This window comes from Pseudomonas sp. GW821-FHT05D12, assembly GCF_059419825.1.
In genome coordinates, this window is record NZ_JBWKSN010000001.1 from 305,820 (window position 1) to 327,863 (window position 22,044).

Below are 22,044 nucleotides of genomic sequence, written 5' to 3' on the forward strand. Positions count from 1 at the left end.
GCAGCGCCCAGCGGATACACACCTGTGCGCAACTTCATGTCACAATTTGGCATCTCCCTTGAGAACACTCCATGGACACTTTGCAAAACATGCGCGCCTTCAGTTGCGTGGCCGAAGCCGGCAGCTTCACCGCCGCCGCCGTGCAACTGGACACCACCACCGCCAACGTTTCGCGCGCGGTCTCCAACCTTGAGGCCCATCTGCAAACCCGCTTGCTCAACCGCACCACCCGCCGCATCGCGCTGACCGAAGCCGGCAAACGCTATTTGCTGCGCTGCGAGCAGATCCTCGCCTACGTCGAGGAAGCCGAGGCCGAAGCCAGCGACGCCCACGCGCGCCCCGCCGGGCAGTTGAAAGTGCACACCATGACCGGCATCGGCCAGCACTTCGTGATTGATGCGATTGCCCGCTACCGCCGCACCCACCCGGACGTGACTTTCGACCTGACCCTGGCCAACCGCGTGCCGGACCTGCTCGACGAGGGCTACGACGTGTCCATCGTGCTGGCCAGCGAGCTGCCGGATTCGGGCTTCGTCTCGCAACGCCTGGGCATCACCTACAGCATCGCCTGCGCCTCGCCCGATTACGTCAAGGCCAAGGGCTGCGCGCAACGGCCCCAGGATTTGCTCAATCACGCCTGCCTGCGCCTGGTCAGCCCGGTGATCCAGCTGGATAAATGGACCTTCAACGGCCCCGAAGGCCAGGAGAGCGTGGCGATCAACACCTCGCCCTTCCTGGTGAACTCGGCCGATGCGATGAAAACCGCGATCACCAGCGGCATGGGCGTCGGGCTGTTGCCGGTGTACGCGGCCATCGAAGGCCTGCGCAACGGCACACTGGTGCGGGTCATGCCCAACTACCGCTCCCAGGAGCTGAACCTGTACGCCATCTACCCGTCGCGCCAATACCTGGACGCGAAGATCAAGACCTGGGTCGAATACCTGCGCGGCTCGCTGCCGGAGATCCTGGCGGCGCACCAGGCGGAACTGGTGGCGTATGAATTGAGCGGCAGCCTGAGTGGCGCGCGCCTGACGAACTGATTTCCACCTGTCGATCTAAATCAAAGGTGGGAGCGGGCTTGCTCGCGAATACGATAGTCCAGCCACAGATGTAGTGACTGACACTGCGCATTCGCGAGCAAACGCGCTCCCACATTGGTTTGGCGGTGTCCTGACAATCACCCGCAAGAATGTTAGCTTGCTTGGCATTCTTCCGTAGTCGATGAGCCCGCCTGCAATGAAAAAGACTGTCCTCGCCTTCAGCCGTGTCACCCCGCAAATGATCGAACGCCTGCAACAGGATTTCGAGGTGATCGCGCCCAACCCCAAGCTGGGCGACATCAACGCTCAATTCAATGAAGCCCTGCCCCACGCCCACGGCCTGATCGGCGTGGGCCGCAAGCTGGGACGCGAGCAATTGCAGGGCGCGAGCAAGCTGGAGGTGGTGTCCAGCGTCTCGGTGGGCTACGACAACTACGACGTGCCGTACTTCAACGAGCGCGGGATCATGCTCACCAACACCCCTGACGTACTCACCGAAAGCACCGCCGACCTGGCCTTCGCCCTGCTGATGAGCAGCGCGCGCCGGGTCGCCGAGCTGGACGCCTGGACCAAGGCCGGCGAGTGGAAAGCCAGTGTCGGCGCGCCGTTGTTCGGCTGCGATGTGCATGGCAAGACGCTGGGCATCGTCGGCATGGGCAACATCGGCGCGGCCGTGGCCCGTCGCGGGCACTTGGGCTTCAACATGCCGATCCTGTACAGCGGCAACAGCCGCAAGCCGGCGCTGGAGCAGGCACTGGGCGCGCAATTTCGCAGCCTGGACGAGCTGCTGGCCGAGGCGGACTTCGTGTGCCTGGTGGTGCCATTGAGCGACAAGACCCGCCACCTGATCAGCACCCGCGAGCTGGGGCTGATGAAATCCAGCGCGATCCTGATCAATATTTCCCGTGGCCCGGTGGTCGACGAACCGGCGCTGATCGAGGCCCTGCAAACCCAGCGCATCCGCGGCGCCGGGCTGGATGTGTACGAGCAGGAGCCGCTGGCCGCGTCGCCGTTGTTCCAACTGAGCAACGCCGTGACCCTGCCGCACATCGGCTCGGCCACCCATGAAACCCGCGAAGCCATGGCCAACCGCGCCCTCGACAACCTGCGCAGCGCCCTGCTCGGCCAGCGCCCCCAGGACCTGGTGAACCCGCAGGTCTGGAAAGGCTGACTCATCCCCCCGGTGAAATGGGGACTTGTGTAGGAGCCAGCTTGTGTAAGAGCTGGCTTGTGTGGGAGCTGGCTTGCCTGCGATAGCATCACCCCGGTTCCACAGAAAGACCGAAGCGCTGCTATCGCAGGCAAGCCAGCTCCTACAGACCCATCCCGACACAAAATCCGGTTAAAGCCTGGCCTCCCCAAGTCGATAACTCTCTATAGATCGTCATCCCTGATCCACAGAAGGTTTTTATGTCCACCACCAAAGCCCGCGCAGACTCTCTCTCGCTTCTGCTCTTTACCTTGCGCAGCGGCAAGCTGATGGCGATCAACCTGCTGAAAGTCAGTGAAATCATCCCCTGCCCGCCGCTGACCAAGCTGCCGGAGTCGCACCCCCACGTCAAAGGCATCGCCACCCTGCGCGGTAACTCGCTGGCGGTCATCGACCTGAGCCGTGCCCTGGGTGAAATGCCCCTGCAGGACCCGGACGGTGGCTGCCTGATCGTCACCGATGTAAGCCGATCCAAGCAGGGCCTGCATGTGCAGGCGGTGAGCAAGATCGTGCACTGCCTGACCACCGACATCCGCCCGCCGCCCTACGGCTCCGGCGGTAACCGCGCGTTCATCACCGGGGTCACCCAGGTCGAAGGCGGCCTCGTGCAAGTGCTGGACATCGAAAAAGTCATCCACGGCATCGCACCGGCCCCGATTGAAGCGGCGCCCACCGACCTGACCATGGAAGAAGCCGAAGTACTCGGCAACGCGCGCATCCTGGTGGTCGACGACAGCCAGGTGGCCCTGCAGCAATCCGTACACACCCTGCGCAACCTCGGCCTCACCTGCCACACCGCGCGCAGTGCCAAGGAAGCCATCGATGTGCTGCTGGAGCTGCAAGGCACGGTCGAGCAGATCAACGTGGTGGTGTCCGACATCGAGATGTCGGAAATGGACGGCTACGCCCTCACCCGCACCCTGCGCGAAACCCCGGATTTCAAAGATCTCTATGTGCTGCTGCACACCTCGCTCGACAGCGCGATGAACAGCGAAAAAGCGCGCCTGGCCGGTGCCGACGCGGTACTGACCAAATTTTCGTCGCCCGAGCTGACCAAGTGCCTGGTGGTGGCGGCCCAGACCGTGGCGCAAAAAGGCCTGTAACGCGTGAGCACGTATTACCAGTTGCTGCGTCGCGACCTCACCGGCAGCCTGCCGGCCCCGCAGTGGCCGGCGGGTACGCAGCTGGACCACTACCGCGATGAGCTGGCCCCGGCGATTCATGCGGTATTGCGCATGACCCAGGAGCAAGGCGGTGGACGCGTGCCCCCGCTGAAAACCTGGCAGCAGCAGTTCATCACCGATGCCGAATTCGACCCCACGCTGTGTCTGGTGGCCAGCAACGCAGAAGGCATTCTCGGCGTGGCCCAGTGCTGGACCAGCGCCTTTATCAAGAACCTTTCCATACACCCCTGCGCCCAGGGCCAGGGGCTGGGCCGCGCCTTGTTGCTGCAGGCCTTCCAGGTGTTCAAGCAACGCGGCGAACCCTGCGTCGACCTCAAGGTGCTGGAGAGCAACCAGCGCGCCCGGCAGTTGTACGCAAGCGCAGGCATGTTCTTGGTACTGCGCGATGCAGTCGCCGAGGACTGACAGGCACTGGCGCATAACTTGCTTCCAGAGACACCGAACGGTACATAGAGGTCAAAACCCGTCACCGTTCACGCGTGCCCTCTGACCTTGCCTGGTGACAGATCCGCCCATGAACACCCATTTTTCCTGCGTTGGCTGCGGCAAATGCTGCACCGACCATCACGTCCCCCTGACCCTCGCCGAAGCCCGTATGTGGGCGGCGGACGGCGGCAACGTCATCGTTCTGGTAGAGGGTTTCCTGGGCAATGGCCTGGGCTTGCCACAGCAGCAACGCGAACATGCCGAGCGGCGTTCAGTGGTGGTGCCCAGCGGCAACACCGAGGCGTTTGTAGCCATCACCTTTGCCGCCTATAACGCCGGCCGCTGCCGGAATCTTGACGAAGACAACCTGTGCCGCATCTATGAACGCCGTCCGTTGGTGTGCCGGATCTATCCGATGGAGATCAACCCGCATATCCCACTGAACCCCGCCGCCAAGGACTGCCCGCCGGAATCCTGGGAACAGGGCCCGGCGCTGATCGTCGGCGGCGAGTTGGCCGACCCGGCGCTGGCGGACCTGATCCTGCGCTCGCGCCAGGCCGACCGTGACGATGTGCAGACCAAGGAGGCGGTGTGCGCCTTGCTGGGTATTCGCACCACGGCGCTCAAGGGGGATGGCTTCACCGCCTACCTGCCGGACATGAACGCGTTTGCCCAGGCGATCGAGCTGGCGGTGGATCAGCCATCCGTGGCCAACGAGTGGGTGTTCCATGTGTCCGGCATGGACATCGCCGAGCAACTGCTGGATGCCGGCGCGCAGATTGCGACTGAAGTGCCGGCCAACTACGCGTTTATTCCGCTGCGCGCAGCGTAGGGCTTGCGGGCCGCTTCGCGGGCAAGCCCGCTCCCACAGGTGACTGCATTCCGACGGGGGCACCCGGTTAGCGCCGTCCACTCCAGAACTCCCGCGCCAACTGGCGCAAATCCTCCGCCAGGGCCGCCACGTCACCGGAGCTGAGCTGGCTCTGCTGGCCGGCGCTGACCGTGGCTTCACCGGCATCGCGGATGCCGAGGATATTGCGGTTGATGTCCTCGCTCACCGCGCTCTGCTCTTCCACGGCGGTCGCGATCTGCTGGCTCATGGCAGTGATCTGCATGACCCGCTGGCTGATGCCATCCAGCGCAGCCGCCGCCCGTTGCGCCTGCTCGACGCTGGCGTGCACATGTTCGCTGCTCTGCGCCATGGCCTGCACCGCGTCGCGCGCGCCGCCCTGCAGGGTGCTGATCATGCGCTGGATTTCATCGGTCGATTGCTGCGTGCGCTGGGCCAGGCCACGCACTTCGTCGGCCACCACGGCAAAACCACGGCCCTGCTCACCGGCCCGCGCGGCTTCGATGGCCGCATTCAGGGCCAGCAGGTTGGTCTGCTCGGCAATCGTGCGGATCACCTCCAGCACGCCGCTGATTTCGCCGCTGTGGCTTTCCAGTTGGTGGATGACGTCTGTGGCCCGCGCCAACTCCTGGGACAAGCGCATCACCGCGTCACGGCTTTCATCCACGCGTTGATGGCCTTCAAGGGTTTCGTTGCCAGCCTGGTCGGCCGCCCTGGACGCCTGCTGGGCATGGCTGGCCATTTGCGCCACGCTGGCGGCCATCTGGTGAATGGCCGTCGCTATCTGATCGGTCTGGGTCTGTTGGCCCTGGGTGCTGGCCTGGCTGCTGTCCAGATGCCGCACCAGTTGCGCCGCGTGCCCCGCCAGGCGCTGGGAGGCATCGCCGATGCGCCCGACCACCGCGCCCACCTGGGCTTCGAGCATCTGCAGGGCAAACTCGATCTGCCCGCATTCATCGCGGCGCCCGGTGTAGATCGCCTGGCTCAGGGGGTTATCGGCAATCTGGCGGGCGCGCTGGCTCAACTGGGCCAGGGGCCGCACGATCAGTCTCACCCCGGCCGCGCCGACCGCACATCCTGCCACCAGGCCCAGCAGTTGCCAGACTGGCGCGTAAGCCGCCAGGCCTACGCCGAGCACCCACGCCACGGCGCAGCTGACAGCCGCCCAGCCCGACAGCTTCAGTTGGAGACCAACCGCCGGCCACGCCCGCCCCTTGCCCGCCCGCAGTCGCGCATACGCCCGTTCTGCCGCCGCCACCCTGGACGCATCCGGCTTGGTGCGCACCGATTGGTACTCCACCGTCGCCCCGTCGCGGGTCACCGGCGTGGCATACGCGCTGACCCAATAATGGTCGCCATTCTTGCAGCGGTTCTTCACCATGCCCATCCACGACCGGCCGCGTTTCAAGGTCTGCCACATATGGGCAAAGGCCTCGGACGGCATGTCAGGATGGCGCAGGACGTTATGGGCCAGCCCCAGCAACTCGTCACGGTGGTAGCCGCTGATGTCGATGAAATCCTGGTTGGCGTAGGTAATCGCGCTGGTCAGGTCAGTGGTCGAGAGGATGTTGGCGTCGGGGGCAAAGTCCACATTCCGACCGGTGACCGGCAGATTGATCTTCATGGAGAAGCGCGCTCGTGATTATTGGAGGAGTCGGCAGGGCGTCGACTCTAAGCGCACCCATGGGGCAAATACTGATCCAGCTCATGTTCTGCGCAATTAATTAGCCATCACGGAGTTTCCAGGCGGTAGGGCGCGAGGATTCGCCGGTACTCACCGTTTTGCATCAACTCTTCGAGGGCGCGATTGAGGTCATTGAGCAACGCCGTATCGGTCTTGCGCACCGCAATCGCCACGCCGTCGCCCAACAGCGCGGCCGAGACAGGCGGGCCGAGGAAGTCGAAGTCCTGGCCATCATCGGTGTCGAGCAGGGCCTGGCGGATTTCCACGGTGCCCTGCAGGGTCGCATCGATATCACCGGCCACCAGGCTGCGCACCAGTTCATCATTGAGCCAGAAGCTCTTGATGATCACGCCCCTGGGCGCCCACTTCGAGCGCACAAAGGCTTCACGATTGCTGCCGAGCAAAACGCCGACGCGCTTGCCCTTGAGCGACTTGACGTGCGGCAGCAGGCCAGAGGTCCGGCGGGCGACCAGCCGTGTCGTGAAGGGATAAAGGGTGTCGGTGAAGCCCGCCCGACGGCGGCGCAGCGACGTCGGTGCCATGCCCATGATTGCATCGAATTGCCGGGCTTCAAGGGCAGGAAAGTCTTCGACGACCACCTGGTCGACCCAGGTACAGCGCACATTCAGTTGCTGGCAGAGGGCATTGCCCAGGTCGATATTCAGGCCGACCAACTGACCTTGCGCATCACGGCTCTGGAAGGGGGGGAATTGCGCGGCAACCGCGAAGCGGATTTCCTGCCGAGGGGGATCACCAGCGGCGACGGCTTCAGCCGCGCACAACAGGACAAGCATTACACATATGTGTATCAGGGCCACGGGAAGCGTCCTTTTCCGGAAAGACCAGCCTCGACACACTCCGTCCCGGGAAATACCGACGGGGCGGAGCAGAGGCTGTGGAAGCTTTCAAGAAATGGTTGCTGCCCCACAAGCAGAAACATCCGCGAAAGCTGTAGGCAGCTTCCGCCAAATGTTGCAGCTAGTTAATCTTAACGTTTACCCATGGAGCGACGCGTTCCCGGCGGGGCCATGCCTGGGGACTTGGTGTGGCCGTTCTTGGCGCCGTTCTTGTACCAGGGCTGGGCGGCTTGCTTGGCCCCGGCCAGTTCACCCGGCTTGAACGGAAACTTGAACGCCGGGATCTCGGCTTTTTCAACGCCTTCGGCGCTGGCCGGATCGACCAGGTCGGTCGCTTCAACAGGGGGTTGTGTCGGGGAAGTCATGGAAGCTCCGGAACGTGCAAAAAATGACGCGAGGCCGGCTTGCGGGCCTCGCTGGCGCGCAGTATACCTGCCCGCCTCGGATCTTTAACCACCGCCTGTACGAATGGTCTGCGCTTACTGACAGCGCTGTCAGTTAGCAGTCACCTTGCTGACCGGGTTCGCAGGCTATAAAGGCCCTTAGTCTCCCACTCCTTTGCCCTGGCGCCTCACCTCCATGCAAATACAACGAAAAACCGCCCTGCTCGTGGGTGTCCTCGTAGTGCTGGCCGTTGCCGCCTGGGCCCTGACGCGCCCGGCCAAGACCAAACTGGCAGCGCCGACTGCGATTCCGGTGCGGGTGGTGAGCGTGGTGCAGCAGGATATTCCACGGTTTGTCAGCGGAATTGGCTCGGTGCTGTCGTTGCACAGTGTGGTGATCCGCCCGCAAGTGGACGGCATTCTCACCAAATTGCTGGTCAAGGAAGGCCAACTGGTCAAGGCCGGGGACTTGCTTGCGACCATCGATGACCGCTCGATCCGCGCCAGCCTGGAGCAAGCCAAGGCACAGCTGGGCGAGAGCCAGGCGCAGTTGCAAGTGGCGCAGGTCAACCTCAAGCGCTACAAGGAATTGAGCGTCGACGACGGCGTCTCCAAGCAGACCTATGATCAGCAGCAAGCGCTGGTCAACCAGCTCAAGGCCACCGCCCAAGGCAACCAGGCCGCCATCGATTCGGCCCAGGTACAGCTTTCCTACACCCAGATTCGCTCGCCGGTCACTGGCCGCGTGGGTATTCGTACCGTGGACGAAGGCAACTTCCTGCGCATGAGCGACACCCAGGGCCTGTTCACAGTGACCCAGATCGACCCGATTGCCGTCGAGTTCTCCCTGCCGCAACAAATGCTGCCGACCCTGCAAGGCTTGATCGCGGCACCGACCAGGGCCAGCGTCGACGCCTACATGGGCGCCGACACCGACGGCCAGACCGGCGACCTGCTGGGTGAAGGCCACTTGAGCCTGATCGACAACCAGATCAGCTCGACCACCGGCACCCTGCGTGCCAAGGCCGAGTTCAACAACGCCTCGCAGCGCCTGTGGCCGGGGCAACTGGTCACGATCAAGATCCAGACCGCCCTCGACAAAAACGCCCTGGTGGTACCGCCGACGGTGGTGCAACGCGGCCTGGATTCGCACTTCGTGTACCGGATCAACGGGGACGAGGTCGACGTGGTGCCGGTGCAGGTGACGTACCAGGACAGTGACGTGAACATCATCAAGGGGGTGCAGGCCGGTGATGTACTGGTCAGTGACGGCCAGTCGCGGCTCAAGGCGGGCGCCCAGGTGGAGGTGCTCAAGGAGCCACCGCAAGTGATCCAGACCGTCGACGCCAAGGTGCAGCCATGAGTGGCAGCCGTTCGCCGTCGGCCTGGTGCGTCGACCACCCGGTCGCCACCCTGCTGCTGACCTTCGCCCTGGTGCTGCTCGGGATGATTGCCTTCCCACGCCTGGCCATCGCCCCACTGCCGGAAGCGGAATTTCCGACGATCCAGGTGACCGCCACCCTGCCCGGCGCCAGCCCGGACACCATGGCTTCATCCGTGGCCACGCCCCTGGAGGTGCAATTCAGTGCCATCCCCGGCATGACCCAGATGACCTCCAGCAGTGCCTTGGGCTCAAGCCTGCTGACCCTGCAATTTACCCTGAACAAGAGCATCGACACGGCTGCACAGGAAGTCCAGGCGGCGATCAACACCGCATCCGGCAAGTTGCCCAGCGACATGCCGAGCCTGCCGACCTGGAAAAAGGTCAACCCGGCGGACAGCCCGGTGCTGATCCTCAGCGTCAGCTCCAACAGCATGCCCAGCACCGAGCTGAGCGACTACGTGGAAACCCTGCTGGCCCGGCAGATCAGCCAGATCGATGGCGTCGGCCAGATCAACATCACCGGCCAGCAACGCCCGGCGATTCGCGTACAGGCCTCCCCCGACAAGCTCGCGGCCATCGGCCTGACCCTGGCCGATATCCGCCTGGCCATCCAGCAATCGAGCCTCAACCTGGCCAAGGGTGCGATCTACGGCGAGAACAGCGTGTCGACCCTGTCGACCAATGACCAGTTGTTCCACCCCAATGACTACGCGCAATTGATCGTGTCCTACAAGGACGGTGCACCGGTTCAGTTGCGTGATATCGCTAAAGTCATCAACGGTTCGGAAAATGCCTACGTGCAGGCCTGGTCCGGCGATACCCCCGGCGTCAACCTGGTGATTTCGCGCCAACCCGGCGCCAACATTGTCGAGACGGTGGACCGCATCCAGTCCGAACTGCCGCGCCTGCAAGCCATGCTGCCGGCGTCGGTGCAGGTCAGCGTGCTGACCGACCGCACCAAGACCATCCGCGCGTCCCTGCATGAAGTCGAAGTGACCCTGCTGATTGCCATCCTGCTGGTGGTGGCGGTGATGGCGCTGTTCCTGCGCCAGTTGTCGGCGACGCTGATTGTGTCCAGCGTGCTCGGCGTGTCGCTGGTCGCCAGTTTTGCGTTGATGTACCTGATGGGCTTCAGCCTGAACAACCTGACCCTGGTGGCGATCGTGATCGCCGTGGGGTTCGTGGTGGACGATGCGATCGTGGTGGTGGAAAACATTCACCGCCACCTCGAAGCGGGGCTCGACAAGCGCGAGGCGGCGATCAAGGGCGCCGGCGAGATCGGCTTCACCGTGGTCTCCATCAGTTTCTCGCTGGTGGCCGCATTTATTCCGCTGCTGTTCATGGGCGGCGTGGTCGGGCGGCTGTTCAAGGAGTTCGCGCTGACGGCTACCTCGACCATCCTGATTTCGGTGGTGGTGTCGCTGACCCTGGCGCCGACCCTGGCCGCGCTGTTCATGCGCGCGCCCACCCATCATGCCCACGACAAACCCGGTTTCAGCGAACGCCTGCTCGCGGGCTATGCGCGCAACCTGCGCCGGGCCCTCGCGCACCAGCGCACCATGGCGGCGATTTTCATCGTGACCCTGGCCCTCGCCGTGGTCGGCTACGTGTTTATCCCCAAGGGTTTCTTCCCGGTACAAGACACCGGTTTTGTGCTCGGCACCAGCGAGGCGGCGGCGGACGTGTCGTACCCGGACATGGTCGCCAAGCACAAGGCCCTGGCCGAGATCGTCAAGGACGACCCGGCGGTGGAAGCGTTCTCCCATTCGGTGGGTGTGACCGGCAGCAACCAGACCATCGCCAACGGCCGCTTCTGGATTGCCCTGAAAGACCGCGGCGACCGCGATGTCTCCGCCAGCCAGTTCATCGACCGCATCCGACCGAAACTGGCCAAGGTGCCGGGCATCGTGCTGTACCTGCGCGCCGGCCAGGACATCAACCTCAGTTCCGGTCCCAGCCGCGCCCAGTATCAGTACGTGCTCAAGAGCAACGACGGCCCGACGCTCAACACCTGGACCCAGCGCCTGACGGAGAAACTGCGCGCCAACCCGGCCTTTCGTGACCTCTCCAACGACCTGCAACTGGGCGGCAGCATTACCCACATCAGCATCGACCGTCAGGCCGCCGCACGTTTCGGCCTGACCGCCACCGACGTCGACCAGGCGCTGTATGACGCGTTCGGCCAGCGCCAGATCAACGAATTCCAGACCGAGATCAACCAGTACCAGGTGGTGCTGGAACTCGACACGAAGCAACGCGGCAAGGCCGAGAGCCTGAATTATTTCTACCTGCGCTCACCGCTGACCAACGAGATGGTGCCGCTGTCGGCACTGGCCAAGGTCGACCCGCCGACCGTCGGGCCGTTGTCCATCAGTCATGACGGCATGTTCCCGGCCGCCAACCTGTCGTTCAACCTCGCGCCCGGCGTGGCGTTGGGCGATGCGGTGATCATGCTTAACCAGGCAAAGAATGAAATCGGCATGCCGACTACCATCATCGGCAACTTCCAGGGCGCGGCGCAGGCGTTCCAGAGTTCGCTGGCCAGCCAGCCGTGGCTGATCCTCGCGGCGCTGGTGGCGGTCTACATCATCCTCGGCGTGCTGTATGAAAGTTTTGTCCACCCGCTGACGATCATTTCCACCCTGCCCTCGGCAGGCCTGGGTGCGCTGATCATGCTGTCGCTGATGGGCCAGGACTTTTCGATCATGGCGCTGATCGGCCTGGTGCTGCTGATCGGGATCGTGAAGAAGAACGGCATCCTGATGATCGACTTTGCCCTTGAGGCCCAGCGCGTCAGGGGCCTGTCGCCGGAGGATGCGATCTACGAAGCCTGTGTCACGCGGTTCCGGCCGATCATCATGACCACCCTCGCCGCCCTGCTCGGCGCGGTGCCGTTGATGCTCGGCGCAGGCCCAGGCGCGGAAATGCGCCAGCCGCTGGGCATTGCGGTGGTCGGCGGGCTGCTGGTGAGCCAGGCGCTGACGTTGTTCACTACACCGGTCATATACTTGTACCTCGAGAAGTTTTTCCACCGGCCCAAACCAACGCCTGCGTTGGCGACCACACAATGAGGCTGAGGCCCCGCCCTGGAGCAAAAGGCTCATGCGCGTCCTGATTATTGAAGACGAAGAAAAAACCGCGGACTACCTGCACCGCGGCCTGACAGAACAAGGCTACACCGTCGATGTGGCCCGCGAAGGCGTCGAGGGGTTGCACCTGGCGCTGGAGAACGATTACGCGGTGATCGTGCTCGACGTGATGCTGCCCGGCCTCGACGGCTTTGGCGTGTTGCGCGCCTTGCGGGCGCGCAAGCAGACCCCGGTGATCATGCTCACCGCCCGTGAACGCGTGGAAGATCGCATTCGCGGCCTGCGCGAAGGGGCCGATGATTACCTCGGCAAGCCGTTCTCGTTCCTCGAACTGGTGGCGCGCCTGCAGGCGTTGACCCGCCGCAGCGGCGGCCACGAACCGGTGCAGGTCACGGTCGCCGACCTGTGGATCGACCTGATCAGCCGCAAGGCCAGCCGCAACGGCCTGCGCCTGGACCTGACCGCCAAGGAGTTCTCGCTGCTCAGCGTACTCGCGCGGCGCCAGGGTGAAATCCTGTCCAAGACCGCCATCGCGGAGATGGTCTGGGACATCAATTTCGACAGCGACGCCAACGTGGTCGAAGTCGCGATCAAGCGCCTGCGCGCCAAGCTCGATGGGCCGTTCGACACCAAACTGCTGCACACCATTCGCGGCATGGGTTATGTGCTGGAGAACCGCAGTGTCGGCTAACTCCATCGCCCTGCGCCTGAGCGGCATGTTCACCCTGGTGGCGCTGCTGATCTTCCTGTTGATCGGCGGCGCGTTGTACCAGCAGGTTGACCGCGGCCTGGGCTTGTTGCCGGGGGCAGAGTTGGACGCGCGCTACAGCGTGCTCGAATCCTCGGTGAACCGCTTTGGCACGCCGGACCACTGGGTGAAGATCCAGGCCAAGCTCAAGCTGTTGGGCGAGGAAGACAAGCGCATCCGCTTCTGGGTGGTCAGCAGCGACCCGGCCTATGAATACGGCAACCCCGACGCGCAGATTCGCGCCTTTGCCGCCGGGCCAACGGGCAAGCGCGACATGCGCCTGCCGGGGCGTGAATACCCGTTCAAGGTGTTGGTCAGCCAATTTGCGGCCAAGGACCAGCGCCCGCCGCTGCGCTTCATGATCGCCATTGATACCGAGAACTTTCGGGCTACCCAGCACCAGTTGCTGATGGCCCTGATCGGCCTCGCATTCGTGGGGGTGGTGATGGCTTCGCTGCTGGGCTTCTGGGTCTCGCGTATCGGCCTCAAGCCGTTGATCACGCTGTCGGATGAGGCGCAGAAACTCGCGCCGCCGAAACTTTCCGGGCGCCTGCAGTTGTCGCCGCTGCCGCCGGAACTGAGCCAGTTCGTCAACTCGTTCAACTCAACGCTCGACCGAGTGGAGCAGGCCTACTCACGCCTGGAGTCGTTCAACGCCGACGTGGCCCACGAACTGCGCTCACCGCTGACCAACCTGATCGGCCAGACCCAGGTCGCCCTGACGCGCGGGCGTTCGGCCGAGCATTATTTCGAAGTGCTGCAATCCAACCTCGAGGAACTCGAGCGCCTGCGTTCGATCATCAACGACATGCTGTTCCTCGCCAGCGCCGACCAGGGCAGCAAGGCCACTAAGCTGATCGAAAGCTCCCTGGCCGACGAAGTGGCGACCACCCTCGACTACCTGGACTTCATCCTCGAAGACGCCCAGGTCCAGGTGCGTGTGCGCGGCGACGCCCTGGTGCAGATCGAAAAAGCCCACCTGCGCCGCGCGCTGATCAACCTGCTGAGCAATGCGGTGCAACACACGGCGCCGGGGCAGGTTATCGAGGTGAGCATCGAGGTGCAGGGGCATCAGGTGGCGATCGGGGTGACCAACCCTGGCGATGAGATTGCCAGCGAACACCTGCCCCGGCTGTTCGAACGCTTTTATCGGGTGGATGCGTCACGCAGCAACAGTGGGGCGAATCATGGGTTGGGGTTGGCCATCGTCAAGGCCATCGCGTTGATGCACGGCGGCGATGTGTTTGTGCGCAGTGCCGGCGGCGGCAATACCTTTGGCATTACCCTGCCCGTCTGACGGCCGAACTGTTGCGATTTGGGCAACAGTCATTATCTTGTTACACTCTGTATCCCACCGCTCACCTGCGTTAATTTGACGCATCGATGAGCGCGACGGCATAGACAGCTGACCCGCTTACCCGAATTTCCCTCGACTTATTTCCAGGGCTCTACACTGGGAATCTGTCTTAAAGCCGCTGACTTCAGCGGCTTTTTTTTGCGGTAAAAAAAGGCCAGGCACACCCCCACGACATTGGCCGTTTTCGATTGACCAAAGGAGCTCCACCGGTGAAGAACTCGCTGACGTTCACCCCGTTATTCCTCGCGATTGCAGCAACGATCGTCCCCCTTGCCCACGCGGCAGACACCATCCCCACCGACGGTTTCGTCGAAGGCTCGCACCTCAACATCAACACCCGCAACTACTACATGAACCGCGACCGTCGCGATATCCACACCGATGACAGCAAGGAATGGGGCCAGGGTTTTATCGGCACCTTCGAATCCGGCTACACCCAGGGCACCGTCGGCTTCGGCCTGGACGCCCACGCCATGCTCGGCCTCAAGCTCGACGGCGGAGGCGGCACTGATGGCTCCAGCATCCTTCCGTACGGCAGTGGCAACGGCAAGGCGCCGGGCTCGTTCTCCACCGCAGGTGGCACCCTGAAAATGCGCGCCTTCGACACCGAGTTGAAGGCCGGCGACCTGTTCCTGAACAACCCGGTGATCGCCGGCGGCATGACCCGCATGCTGCCGCAGACCTTCCGTGGCGTGAGCCTGACCAACCACAGCGTCGACGGCTGGATGTTCGAGGGCGGCCAGGCCAGCTTTACCAAGCTCTACAACCAGAGCGGCCACCGGCGCATTGGCACCAGCTATGGTGCGCTGCCCAACAACACGGACAGCCAGCACATGAATTGGGCCGGTGTGTCGTTCAGCGGCATCGACGGGCTGACCAGCAACCTCTACGCCTCCGAACTCAAGGACGTGTGGCACCAGTACTACTACGACCTCGACTACACCTATGTGGTCAACGAAATGGTCAGCCTCAACCCCGGCCTGCATTACTACCACACCCAGGACACCGGGCAGGCGCTGCTGGGCAACATCGACAACAACACCTACAGCCTGCACTTCACCGTCGACGTCGGCCATCACAGCGTCACTGCCGCGTACCAGCGGGTCAACGGCAATACCCCGTTCGACTACATTGCCCAGGGCGACAGCGTGTACGTGGACAACTCCCAGCAATACTCCGACTTCAACGGCCCCAATGAGCGTTCGTGGAAACTCAAGTACGCCTATAACTTCGGCGGCCTGGGCCTGCCCGGCCTGACCTCGGCCGTGTCCTACATCAGCGGCAAGACCGACCTCACCACAGTCGACCCGCAAAGCCGTGGCTACAGCGCCTGGTACAGCGCCGACGGCAAGGACGCCAAGCACTGGGAACGCGATATCGACCTCAAATACGTCGTGCAGGGCGGCAAGGCCAAAGACCTGGCGGTGCGCCTGCAGTGGGCGGTCAATCGCGGCAGCAACGGCTATTCGGCGGTGGACCGCGATGTGGATGAATACCGCGTGATCGTCGACTACCCGATTAACGTGTTCTGACACGCACCCTGTCGCCCAGGCAGAACCAGGATGGGCGCGGATTCGCTCGCGAATGCGGTGTAGCAGCCAACCCAGCCGTTACTGACGCATCGCATTGGCGAGCAAGCCCCCTCGCACCGTTTTGCCGGGCGCCATATTCCAGAGTTGCTACTACGCTATTGGCATCCTCGAAGCAGAAGTACGCCCGATGAGCCCAAGCCTCGCCCGCCCTACCCGCCGCCCGGAACGCTTGCTGATACTGGGCAGCACCCTCACGGTCCTGATGATCGTCGCGGTCGTCACCGCGTTATTGATTCGTGAACACGCCAATACCTTGCAGAGCGCCAAACGCACGGCCAACAACATCACACAGCTGATCGACGCCGATGTGTTGCGCAACGTCGAACTCTACGACATGTCCATCAAGGGCCTGATCACCGCCACTGAACGCAATGACCTGCTGGGCGTTTCCGCGAGCATCCGGCACCTGGTGCTGTTCGACCGCTCCGCCGCCGCACCCTACAAGGGCGATATCCTGCTGCTCGACCCCGAGGGCGAGGTGCTTGCCGACTCCTCGTTGCTGACCCCCAAGACCGGCAACTTCGCCGATCGTGACTATTTCCAGGTACACCGCAACGACCCGGATGTGGGCCTGTATATCAGCCGTCCGTTCCTGGCCCGCTGCGTGTGCGACGACCAATGGCGCATTGCATTCAGTCGGCGCGTGTCGTCGGCAGACGGGCGCTTCCTCGGCGTAGCAGTGGCCTCCATGCGCCTGTCGTACTTTCACCAACTGTTCAGCAGCCTGAATATCGGCAGTGACAGCACCATCAACCTGATCAATCACCAGGGCATCCTGCTGGCGCAGGAACCCATGCTGGAGCTGGATATGGTGGGCAAGGACCTGAGCCAACGCCCGAACGTGGCGCGTATGCTGCGCGAGCGCGATGGCAGTTTCAGCAGCATCTCCAGCGTCGATAACCAGCCGCGGCTGTACAGTTTTTCGACTGTGGGCAACTTGCCGCTGATCGTCGTGGTGGCGCTGTCCAGTGACGAGATTTTCGCTCCCTGGCGCCGCGCGGCGTGGCTGGTCAGCATCGCGACGGGCATTCTGTGCATGGGCCTGCTGTGGCTGACCTGGATGCTCTGCAGTGAACTGCGCCGCCGCCATCACGCCGAGCAGGTGCTGTCAGAACTGGCAGCCACCGACCCGCTCACCGGCCTGGCCAACCGTCGCATTCTCGACCAGCGCCTGCGCCTGGAGTGGGATCGCGCCCAACGCTCGACTGAGCCGTTGACGCTGCTGATGATTGATGTGGACCACTTCAAGGCCTTCAATGACCGCCATGGCCATCACGGCGGCGACGCGGCATTGCGCACGGTCGCCCAGGTGATCGGCGACAACATCCGCCGCCCGGCCGACCTCGCCGCGCGGTATGGCGGCGAAGAGTTCGCGGTAATCCTGCCCCATACCGATGCCAAGGGCGCCTGGGTTATCGCCGAGCACATCCGCAGCAGCGTCGAACATTTGCCCCGGGTGAACGGTGCCGACCGGCCGATTACGGTGAGCATCGGCATGAGCACCTGGGACAAACGCAGCCGTATGACTCTTGAGGCGTTGCTGCTCAAGGCTGACCAGGCGTTGTATGAGGCCAAGCACAGCGGGCGCAACCGGATCGTGGATGCTGGACAGATCTAGGGTGGGAGCAGGTCTGCTGGGATGAGGGCGCTTGCATACTCCACTGCAAACCCATCAAGCATAAAAAAAGGCCACCCGAAGGCAGCCTTTCAAAACTAAAGAAAGAGAGTTGTTACTTACACCGCCGCGACGGGACGCATGTAAGAGATCGGTGCGGTGCTGGCATCTTCGAAGGTCACGACTTCCCAAGCGTCTGTCTGCTCAATCAACTTGCGCAGCAGCTGGTTGTTAAGGGCGTGGCCCGACTTGAAGCCTTTGAACTCGCCTATCAGGCTATTGCCCAGCAGGTAGAGATCACCGATTGCATCGAGGATCTTGTGCTTCACGAATTCGTCTTCATAGCGAAGGCCGTCTTCGTTCAGTACACCATCCGCGTCGACCACAATGGCGTTTTCAACGCTGCCGCCGAGTGCGAGGTTGTGCTTGCGCAGGTACTCGATGTCACTCATGAAACCAAAGGTACGGGCACGGCTGACTTCTTTTACGAACGAAGTGCTGGAAAAATCCACGCTTGCACTTTGGGTGCGGTCACGGAATACCGGGTGATCGAAATCGATCTCAAAGCTCACTTTAAAGCCTTCGAACGGGACGAAGGTGGCGCGCTTGTCGCCGTCTTCTACTGTCACTTCCCGCAGAATGCGAATGAACTTCTTGGCTGCGTCCTGTTCTTCCAGGCCGGCAGATTGAATCAAGAATACGAAGGGTCCAGCGCTGCCATCCATGATCGGGACTTCGGACGCGGAGAGCTCGACGTAGGCGTTATCGATGCCCAGGCCAGCCATGGCCGAGAGCAAGTGCTCCACCGTGTCCACTTTGACGTCACCGTTGACCAATGTGGTCGACATAGTGGTTTCGCCAACGTTTTCCGCGCGAGCAGGAATCTGCACCGCAGGGTCCAGGTCGGCACGCACAAACACGATGCCGGTGTCGACAGGTGCAGGCTTGAGGGTCAGGTATACCTTCTCCCCGGAGTGCAGACCTACACCTGTGGCACGAATAATATTCTTCAGAGTGCGTTGTTTAATCATGGCTTGGACCGCTTCAGCGCAAATTGCGAACTGGTATCAACAAAGGCTGGCGATAATAGCAGACCAGACCTTTGCTGAACACCAATCACCTTCATAGCCCTGATACATTCCATTAATCGGCCTGACGACGCAGGAATGCCGGGATGTCCAGGTAGTCCAGATCATCTTGCGGATTCGGGCTACGAGACGCCGCAGCACCGGCCTGGGCCTGGTTGCGCATCACGGTCGGACGATCCAGGTCACGGTAGTTGACCGACGGCAGTTCCTGACGCGCAGGTGCTGGAGCGGCAGCTTGCTGGCTGGCCTGGCTGTTGTGGAGCGTGTTGTCGATGACCTTCACAGGCTTCTCGATTTTCGCGCCCAGACCGGTAGCAACCACGGTCACGTGCAGTTCGTCGCGCATGTCCGGATCGATCACGGTACCGACCTTGACCATCGCGTGCTCGGAAGCGAAGGCTTCGATGATGCTACCCACGTCGGAGTACTCACCCAGGGACAGGTCAGGACCGGCGGTGATGTTCACCAGGATGCCGCGTGCACCTTGAAGGTTCACGTCTTCCAGCAACGGGTTGCGAATGGCCGCTTCGGTGGCCTCGCGTGCACGGTTCGGACCGCTGGCGCAGCCAGTGCCCATCATCGCCATGCCCATTTCGCTCATGACAGTACGTACGTCGGCAAAGTCGACGTTGATCATGCCTGGACGCTTGATGATGTCGGAGATACCGCGAACGGCACCGGCCAGTACATCGTCAGCCTTGGCGAACGCGGACAGCAGGCTTGCGTCCTTGCCCAGGATGGTCAGCAGCTTCTCGTTGGGAATGGTGATCAACGAGTCGACGCTTTCAGACAGCAGACGGATGCCTTCGTCGGCGATCTGCATGCGCTTGCGGCCTTCGAACGGGAACGGACGGGTCACGACGGCAACCGTCAGGATCCCCATTTCCTTGGCCACTTCAGCAATGATAGGTGCCGCACCGGTACCGGTACCGCCGCCCATGCCGGTGGTGATGAACACCATGTTGGTGCCTTGCAGCACTTCAGCGATACGCTCGCGGTCTTCGAGTGCGGCTTGACGGCCGACTTCCGGGTTGGCGCCAGCGCCGAGGCCCTTGGTCACGGCAGTGCCCAATTGCAGGATGGTCCGCGCGCCGATGCTTTTCAGCGCCTGGGCATCAGTGTTGGCGCAGATGAACTCAACGCCTTCAATGTTGCTCTTGACCATATGGTTGACAGCGTTGCCGCCGCCACCGCCGACACCGATCACTTTGATGACCGGGCTTGCGGGGATGTTGTCTACGAGTTCGAACATGTTCCCTCTCCTTTCATTTCTCTAGTTTTTTCGCCTACGCCTACTGCTGCAGGAGTTCCAAGCTTCAAGCCATAAGCTGCAAGCTCGGAACGCCATACTCTTGAAGCTTGCGGCTTGGCGCTCGCCGCAGCTTCTTTAGAAGTTGCCCTTGACCCATGCCTGCAGACGCTCGAACAACGGCGCTTTCGCCTCGTCGTCACTGCGGTAGCTGTCACGGTTGCTCGGGCCCGACAGGGAAATGCCATCGGTCTGCTTTTGCAGCCCGTACAACAGCAAGCCCACGCCAGTCGAATAAATCGGGTTGCGCACCACGTCGCCCAGGCCTTTCACGCCATGGGGAACGCCCAGGCGCACCGGCATGTGGAAGATTTCCTCGGCCAGTTCGACCGCGCCTTCCATCTTCGAGGTGCCCCCGGTCAGCACGATGCCGGCCGGGATCAAATCTTCGTAGCCGCTGCGGCGCAGTTCAGCCTGGATCAGGGTGAACAGCTCGTCGTAGCGCGGCTCGACCACTTCGGCCAGGGCCTGGCGCGACAGCTCGCGCGGTGGACGGTCGCCCACGCTTGGCACCTTGATGGTCTCACCGGCACCGGCCAGCTTGGCCAGGGCGCAGGCGTAGCGGATCTTGATTTCTTCGGCGTACTGGGTCGGCGTACGCAGCGCCATGGCGATGTCGTTGGTGACCTGGTCGCCCGCAATCGGGATCACGGCGGTGTGACGGATCGCACCCTCGGTGAAGATCGCGATATCGGTGGTGCCGCCGCCGATGTCCACCAGGCATACGCCCAGTTCTTTTTCGTCGTCGGTCAGTACCGAGTAGGCCGACGCCAGTTGCTCAAGAATGATGTCGTCGATTTCCAGGCCGCAGCGACGCACGCATTTTTCAATGTTCTGTGCGGCGTTGACGGCACAGGTCACCACGTGGACCTTGGCTTCCAGGCGCACGCCCGACATGCCCAGGGGTTCGCGCACGCCTTCCTGGTTATCGATAACGTAGTCCTGCGGCAGGGTGTGCAGCACCCGCTGGTCAGCCGGGATTGCCACGGCCTGGGCAGCGTCGAGCACACGCTCGAGGTCAGCCGAGCTGACTTCGCGATCGCGGATCGCCACGATGCCGTGGGAGTTCAGGCTGCGGATGTGATTGCCGGCTACGCCGACGAACGCCGAGTGGATCCGGCAACCGGCCATCAGCTGCGCTTCTTCAATCGCGCGCTGGATCGATTGCACGGTGGACTCGATGTTCACCACCACGCCCTTCTTCAGGCCCCGGGACGGATGCGTGCCAATACCGACGATTTCGATCGTGCCGTCTTCCCCGACCTCGCCCACCAGCGCCACCACCTTGGAGGTGCCGATATCGAGACCGACGATCATTTTGCCGCTTTGCACGTTTGCCATGGGTCCTGCCTCTTCTTAATTCTTCGCGACAGCGGGTTGCGCTGCCGTGGGCGCAGCCGGTTCACGCCAGCCGACGGCAAGGCCGTTGGCGTAACGCAGGTCGACGCTCGCAATGTTCGTAATCTGTTCTTTCAAGGTCTTGTCATAGATGGCAATGAAGCGGCGCATCTTTTCCACCAAGCGGTCGCGTCCCAGCAACAACTGGATGCCCGGGCCGGAACTGCCTGCCCCGGTTGTCAAAAACCAGCTGCCCCGCTCACGCAATTCCAGGCGTGCAATGGAGAAGCCCAGTGGCCGCAGCATCTGGCTCAAGGCCTGGTACTGCTGCATCACTTGCTGCTGCGCCCGCTGCGGCCCGAACAGCTGCGGCAGGTGCTCGTAGTTGGCCAGCTCACGCGGGGTGAACGCCTGGCCCTGGTTGTTCAACAGCGCCTCGTCGCCCCAGCGGGCCACCGGCAGTTGTTCTTCCAGGCGGATCGTCACCTGGTCCGGCCAGACACGGCGGACTTCGGCGTGGGCGATCCACGGCATCTGCTCCAGCTCCGAGCGCATACCGGCCAGGTCGATGGTGAAGAAGCTCGCCGCCAGGTACGGCCCGATACGCTGCTGCACCGCTTGCTGGCTGATGTAGCTCAAGTCGCCCTGCACACTGATCTTGGTGATGGGACGATCGGCATACGGCAATAGACGCTGCGCGCCCTCGTAAGTGCCAAAGCCCAGGACTACCAGCAGCACCGGCCAGAACAGCGCCTTGAGGAAACCAAAATTGGCTTTCGGCAGGCGCGCCGACATCGGCTCTTTAGCCACCATTCGGCTGGCACCCCGGGGCACCGGCTTGCGGCTCGGTGCTTGTGGGGGCTGATGACGAAGCGATGCGCCTTTCATGT

At 62.7% G+C, this 22,044-nt stretch carries 18 protein-coding genes and 1 pseudogene; 11 read left to right on the plus strand and 8 right to left on the minus strand.

The genetic code is table 11. The features are described from left to right. Positions 1–71: 71 nt before the first annotated feature. From AC07SI_RS01400 to AC07SI_RS01420, 5 genes are all read left to right on the plus strand, one after another. The gene (locus AC07SI_RS01400) at positions 72–1,040 is read left to right on the plus strand and encodes a LysR family transcriptional regulator (RefSeq protein WP_065900869.1); all 969 of its coding nucleotides are present in this window, start codon (positions 72–74) and stop codon (positions 1,038–1,040) included. A gap of 196 nt (positions 1,041–1,236) precedes the next feature. Then, complete coding sequence (locus AC07SI_RS01405; RefSeq protein WP_106805116.1) at positions 1,237–2,211, plus strand: 2-hydroxyacid dehydrogenase; 975 nt, start codon at positions 1,237–1,239, stop codon at positions 2,209–2,211. Between the two features lie 239 nt (positions 2,212–2,450). Beyond that, positions 2,451–3,353, plus strand: coding sequence for a chemotaxis protein CheV (locus AC07SI_RS01410; protein WP_106805117.1), 903 nt, complete (start codon positions 2,451–2,453; stop codon positions 3,351–3,353). 3 nt (positions 3,354–3,356) lie between these two features. Next, on the plus strand, positions 3,357–3,839 hold the full coding sequence (locus AC07SI_RS01415) for a GNAT family N-acetyltransferase (protein ID WP_495004958.1): 483 nt from the start codon (positions 3,357–3,359) through the stop codon (positions 3,837–3,839). 109 nt (positions 3,840–3,948) lie between these two features. Beyond that, positions 3,949–4,692 (plus strand): YkgJ family cysteine cluster protein, encoded by a 744-nt coding sequence (locus AC07SI_RS01420; protein WP_065900856.1) that lies wholly within the window; start codon positions 3,949–3,951, stop codon positions 4,690–4,692. A 67-nt stretch (positions 4,693–4,759) separates the two neighbouring features. Here the strand turns inward: AC07SI_RS01420 and AC07SI_RS01425 are convergent, their stop codons facing one another. The 4 genes and pseudogenes from AC07SI_RS01425 to AC07SI_RS01440 form a co-directional block, all read right to left on the minus strand. Further along, positions 4,760–5,806 (minus strand): methyl-accepting chemotaxis protein, encoded by a 1,047-nt coding sequence (locus tag AC07SI_RS01425; protein WP_404940333.1) that lies wholly within the window; start codon positions 5,804–5,806, stop codon positions 4,760–4,762. A gap of 246 nt (positions 5,807–6,052) precedes the next feature. Beyond that, positions 6,053–6,334, minus strand: a pseudogene (locus AC07SI_RS01430) (PAS domain-containing protein); the annotation flags it as partial. Positions 6,335–6,441: 107 nt separating this feature from the next. Further along, positions 6,442–7,212, minus strand: a complete 771-nt coding sequence (locus AC07SI_RS01435; protein WP_495004959.1) for a transporter substrate-binding domain-containing protein — start codon at positions 7,210–7,212, stop codon at positions 6,442–6,444. A gap of 170 nt (positions 7,213–7,382) precedes the next feature. Then, the gene (locus tag AC07SI_RS01440; protein WP_065900852.1) at positions 7,383–7,616 is read right to left on the minus strand and encodes a hypothetical protein; all 234 of its coding nucleotides are present in this window, start codon (positions 7,614–7,616) and stop codon (positions 7,383–7,385) included. Between the two features lie 214 nt (positions 7,617–7,830). Between AC07SI_RS01440 and AC07SI_RS01445 the strand changes: the two genes are divergently transcribed. The 6 genes from AC07SI_RS01445 (at position 7,831) to AC07SI_RS01470 (ending at position 17,422) form a co-directional block, all read left to right on the plus strand. Continuing rightward, on the plus strand, positions 7,831–8,997 hold the full coding sequence (locus AC07SI_RS01445; RefSeq protein ID WP_495004960.1) for an efflux RND transporter periplasmic adaptor subunit: 1,167 nt from the start codon (positions 7,831–7,833) through the stop codon (positions 8,995–8,997). Beyond that, the gene (locus tag AC07SI_RS01450; RefSeq protein ID WP_120447647.1) at positions 8,994–12,089 is read left to right on the plus strand and encodes a multidrug efflux RND transporter permease subunit; all 3,096 of its coding nucleotides are present in this window, start codon (positions 8,994–8,996) and stop codon (positions 12,087–12,089) included. The genes AC07SI_RS01445 and AC07SI_RS01450 overlap by 4 nt, the downstream gene beginning before the upstream one ends. Positions 12,090–12,120: 31 nt before the next feature. Beyond that, positions 12,121–12,798, plus strand: a complete 678-nt coding sequence (locus tag AC07SI_RS01455) for a heavy metal response regulator transcription factor (RefSeq protein ID WP_065900845.1) — start codon at positions 12,121–12,123, stop codon at positions 12,796–12,798. Then, the gene (locus tag AC07SI_RS01460; RefSeq protein WP_495004961.1) at positions 12,788–14,152 is read left to right on the plus strand and encodes a heavy metal sensor histidine kinase; all 1,365 of its coding nucleotides are present in this window, start codon (positions 12,788–12,790) and stop codon (positions 14,150–14,152) included. The genes AC07SI_RS01455 and AC07SI_RS01460 overlap by 11 nt, the downstream gene beginning before the upstream one ends. A 269-nt stretch (positions 14,153–14,421) precedes the next feature. Next, the gene (locus AC07SI_RS01465; RefSeq protein ID WP_495004962.1) at positions 14,422–15,744 is read left to right on the plus strand and encodes an OprD family porin; all 1,323 of its coding nucleotides are present in this window, start codon (positions 14,422–14,424) and stop codon (positions 15,742–15,744) included. Positions 15,745–15,931: 187 nt separating this feature from the next. After that, positions 15,932–17,422 carry a diguanylate cyclase gene (locus tag AC07SI_RS01470; RefSeq protein WP_495004963.1) on the plus strand — a complete coding sequence of 497 codons (1,491 nt, stop codon included), beginning with the start codon at positions 15,932–15,934 and terminating at the stop codon, positions 17,420–17,422. A 116-nt stretch (positions 17,423–17,538) separates the two neighbouring features. Here AC07SI_RS01470 and lpxC read toward each other — a convergent pair whose 3' ends face one another. The 4 genes from lpxC to AC07SI_RS01490 form a co-directional block, all read right to left on the minus strand. Beyond that, positions 17,539–18,450 carry a UDP-3-O-acyl-N-acetylglucosamine deacetylase gene (gene lpxC / locus AC07SI_RS01475; RefSeq protein ID WP_065900836.1) on the minus strand — a complete coding sequence of 304 codons (912 nt, stop codon included), beginning with the start codon at positions 18,448–18,450 and terminating at the stop codon, positions 17,539–17,541. Between the two features lie 112 nt (positions 18,451–18,562). Then, a complete protein-coding gene (gene ftsZ, locus AC07SI_RS01480) occupies positions 18,563–19,759 on the minus strand; it encodes a cell division protein FtsZ (protein ID WP_065900833.1) in 1,197 nt (398 codons plus the stop codon). Between the two features lie 135 nt (positions 19,760–19,894). Next, positions 19,895–21,157: a cell division protein FtsA gene (gene ftsA / locus AC07SI_RS01485; protein ID WP_025855584.1), complete on the minus strand. Its 1,263-nt coding sequence runs from the start codon at positions 21,155–21,157 to the stop codon at positions 19,895–19,897. Positions 21,158–21,172: 15 nt separating this feature from the next. After that, a complete protein-coding gene (locus tag AC07SI_RS01490) occupies positions 21,173–22,042 on the minus strand; it encodes a cell division protein FtsQ/DivIB (RefSeq protein ID WP_003171882.1) in 870 nt (289 codons plus the stop codon). Between the last annotated feature and the right edge of the window lie 2 nt (positions 22,043–22,044).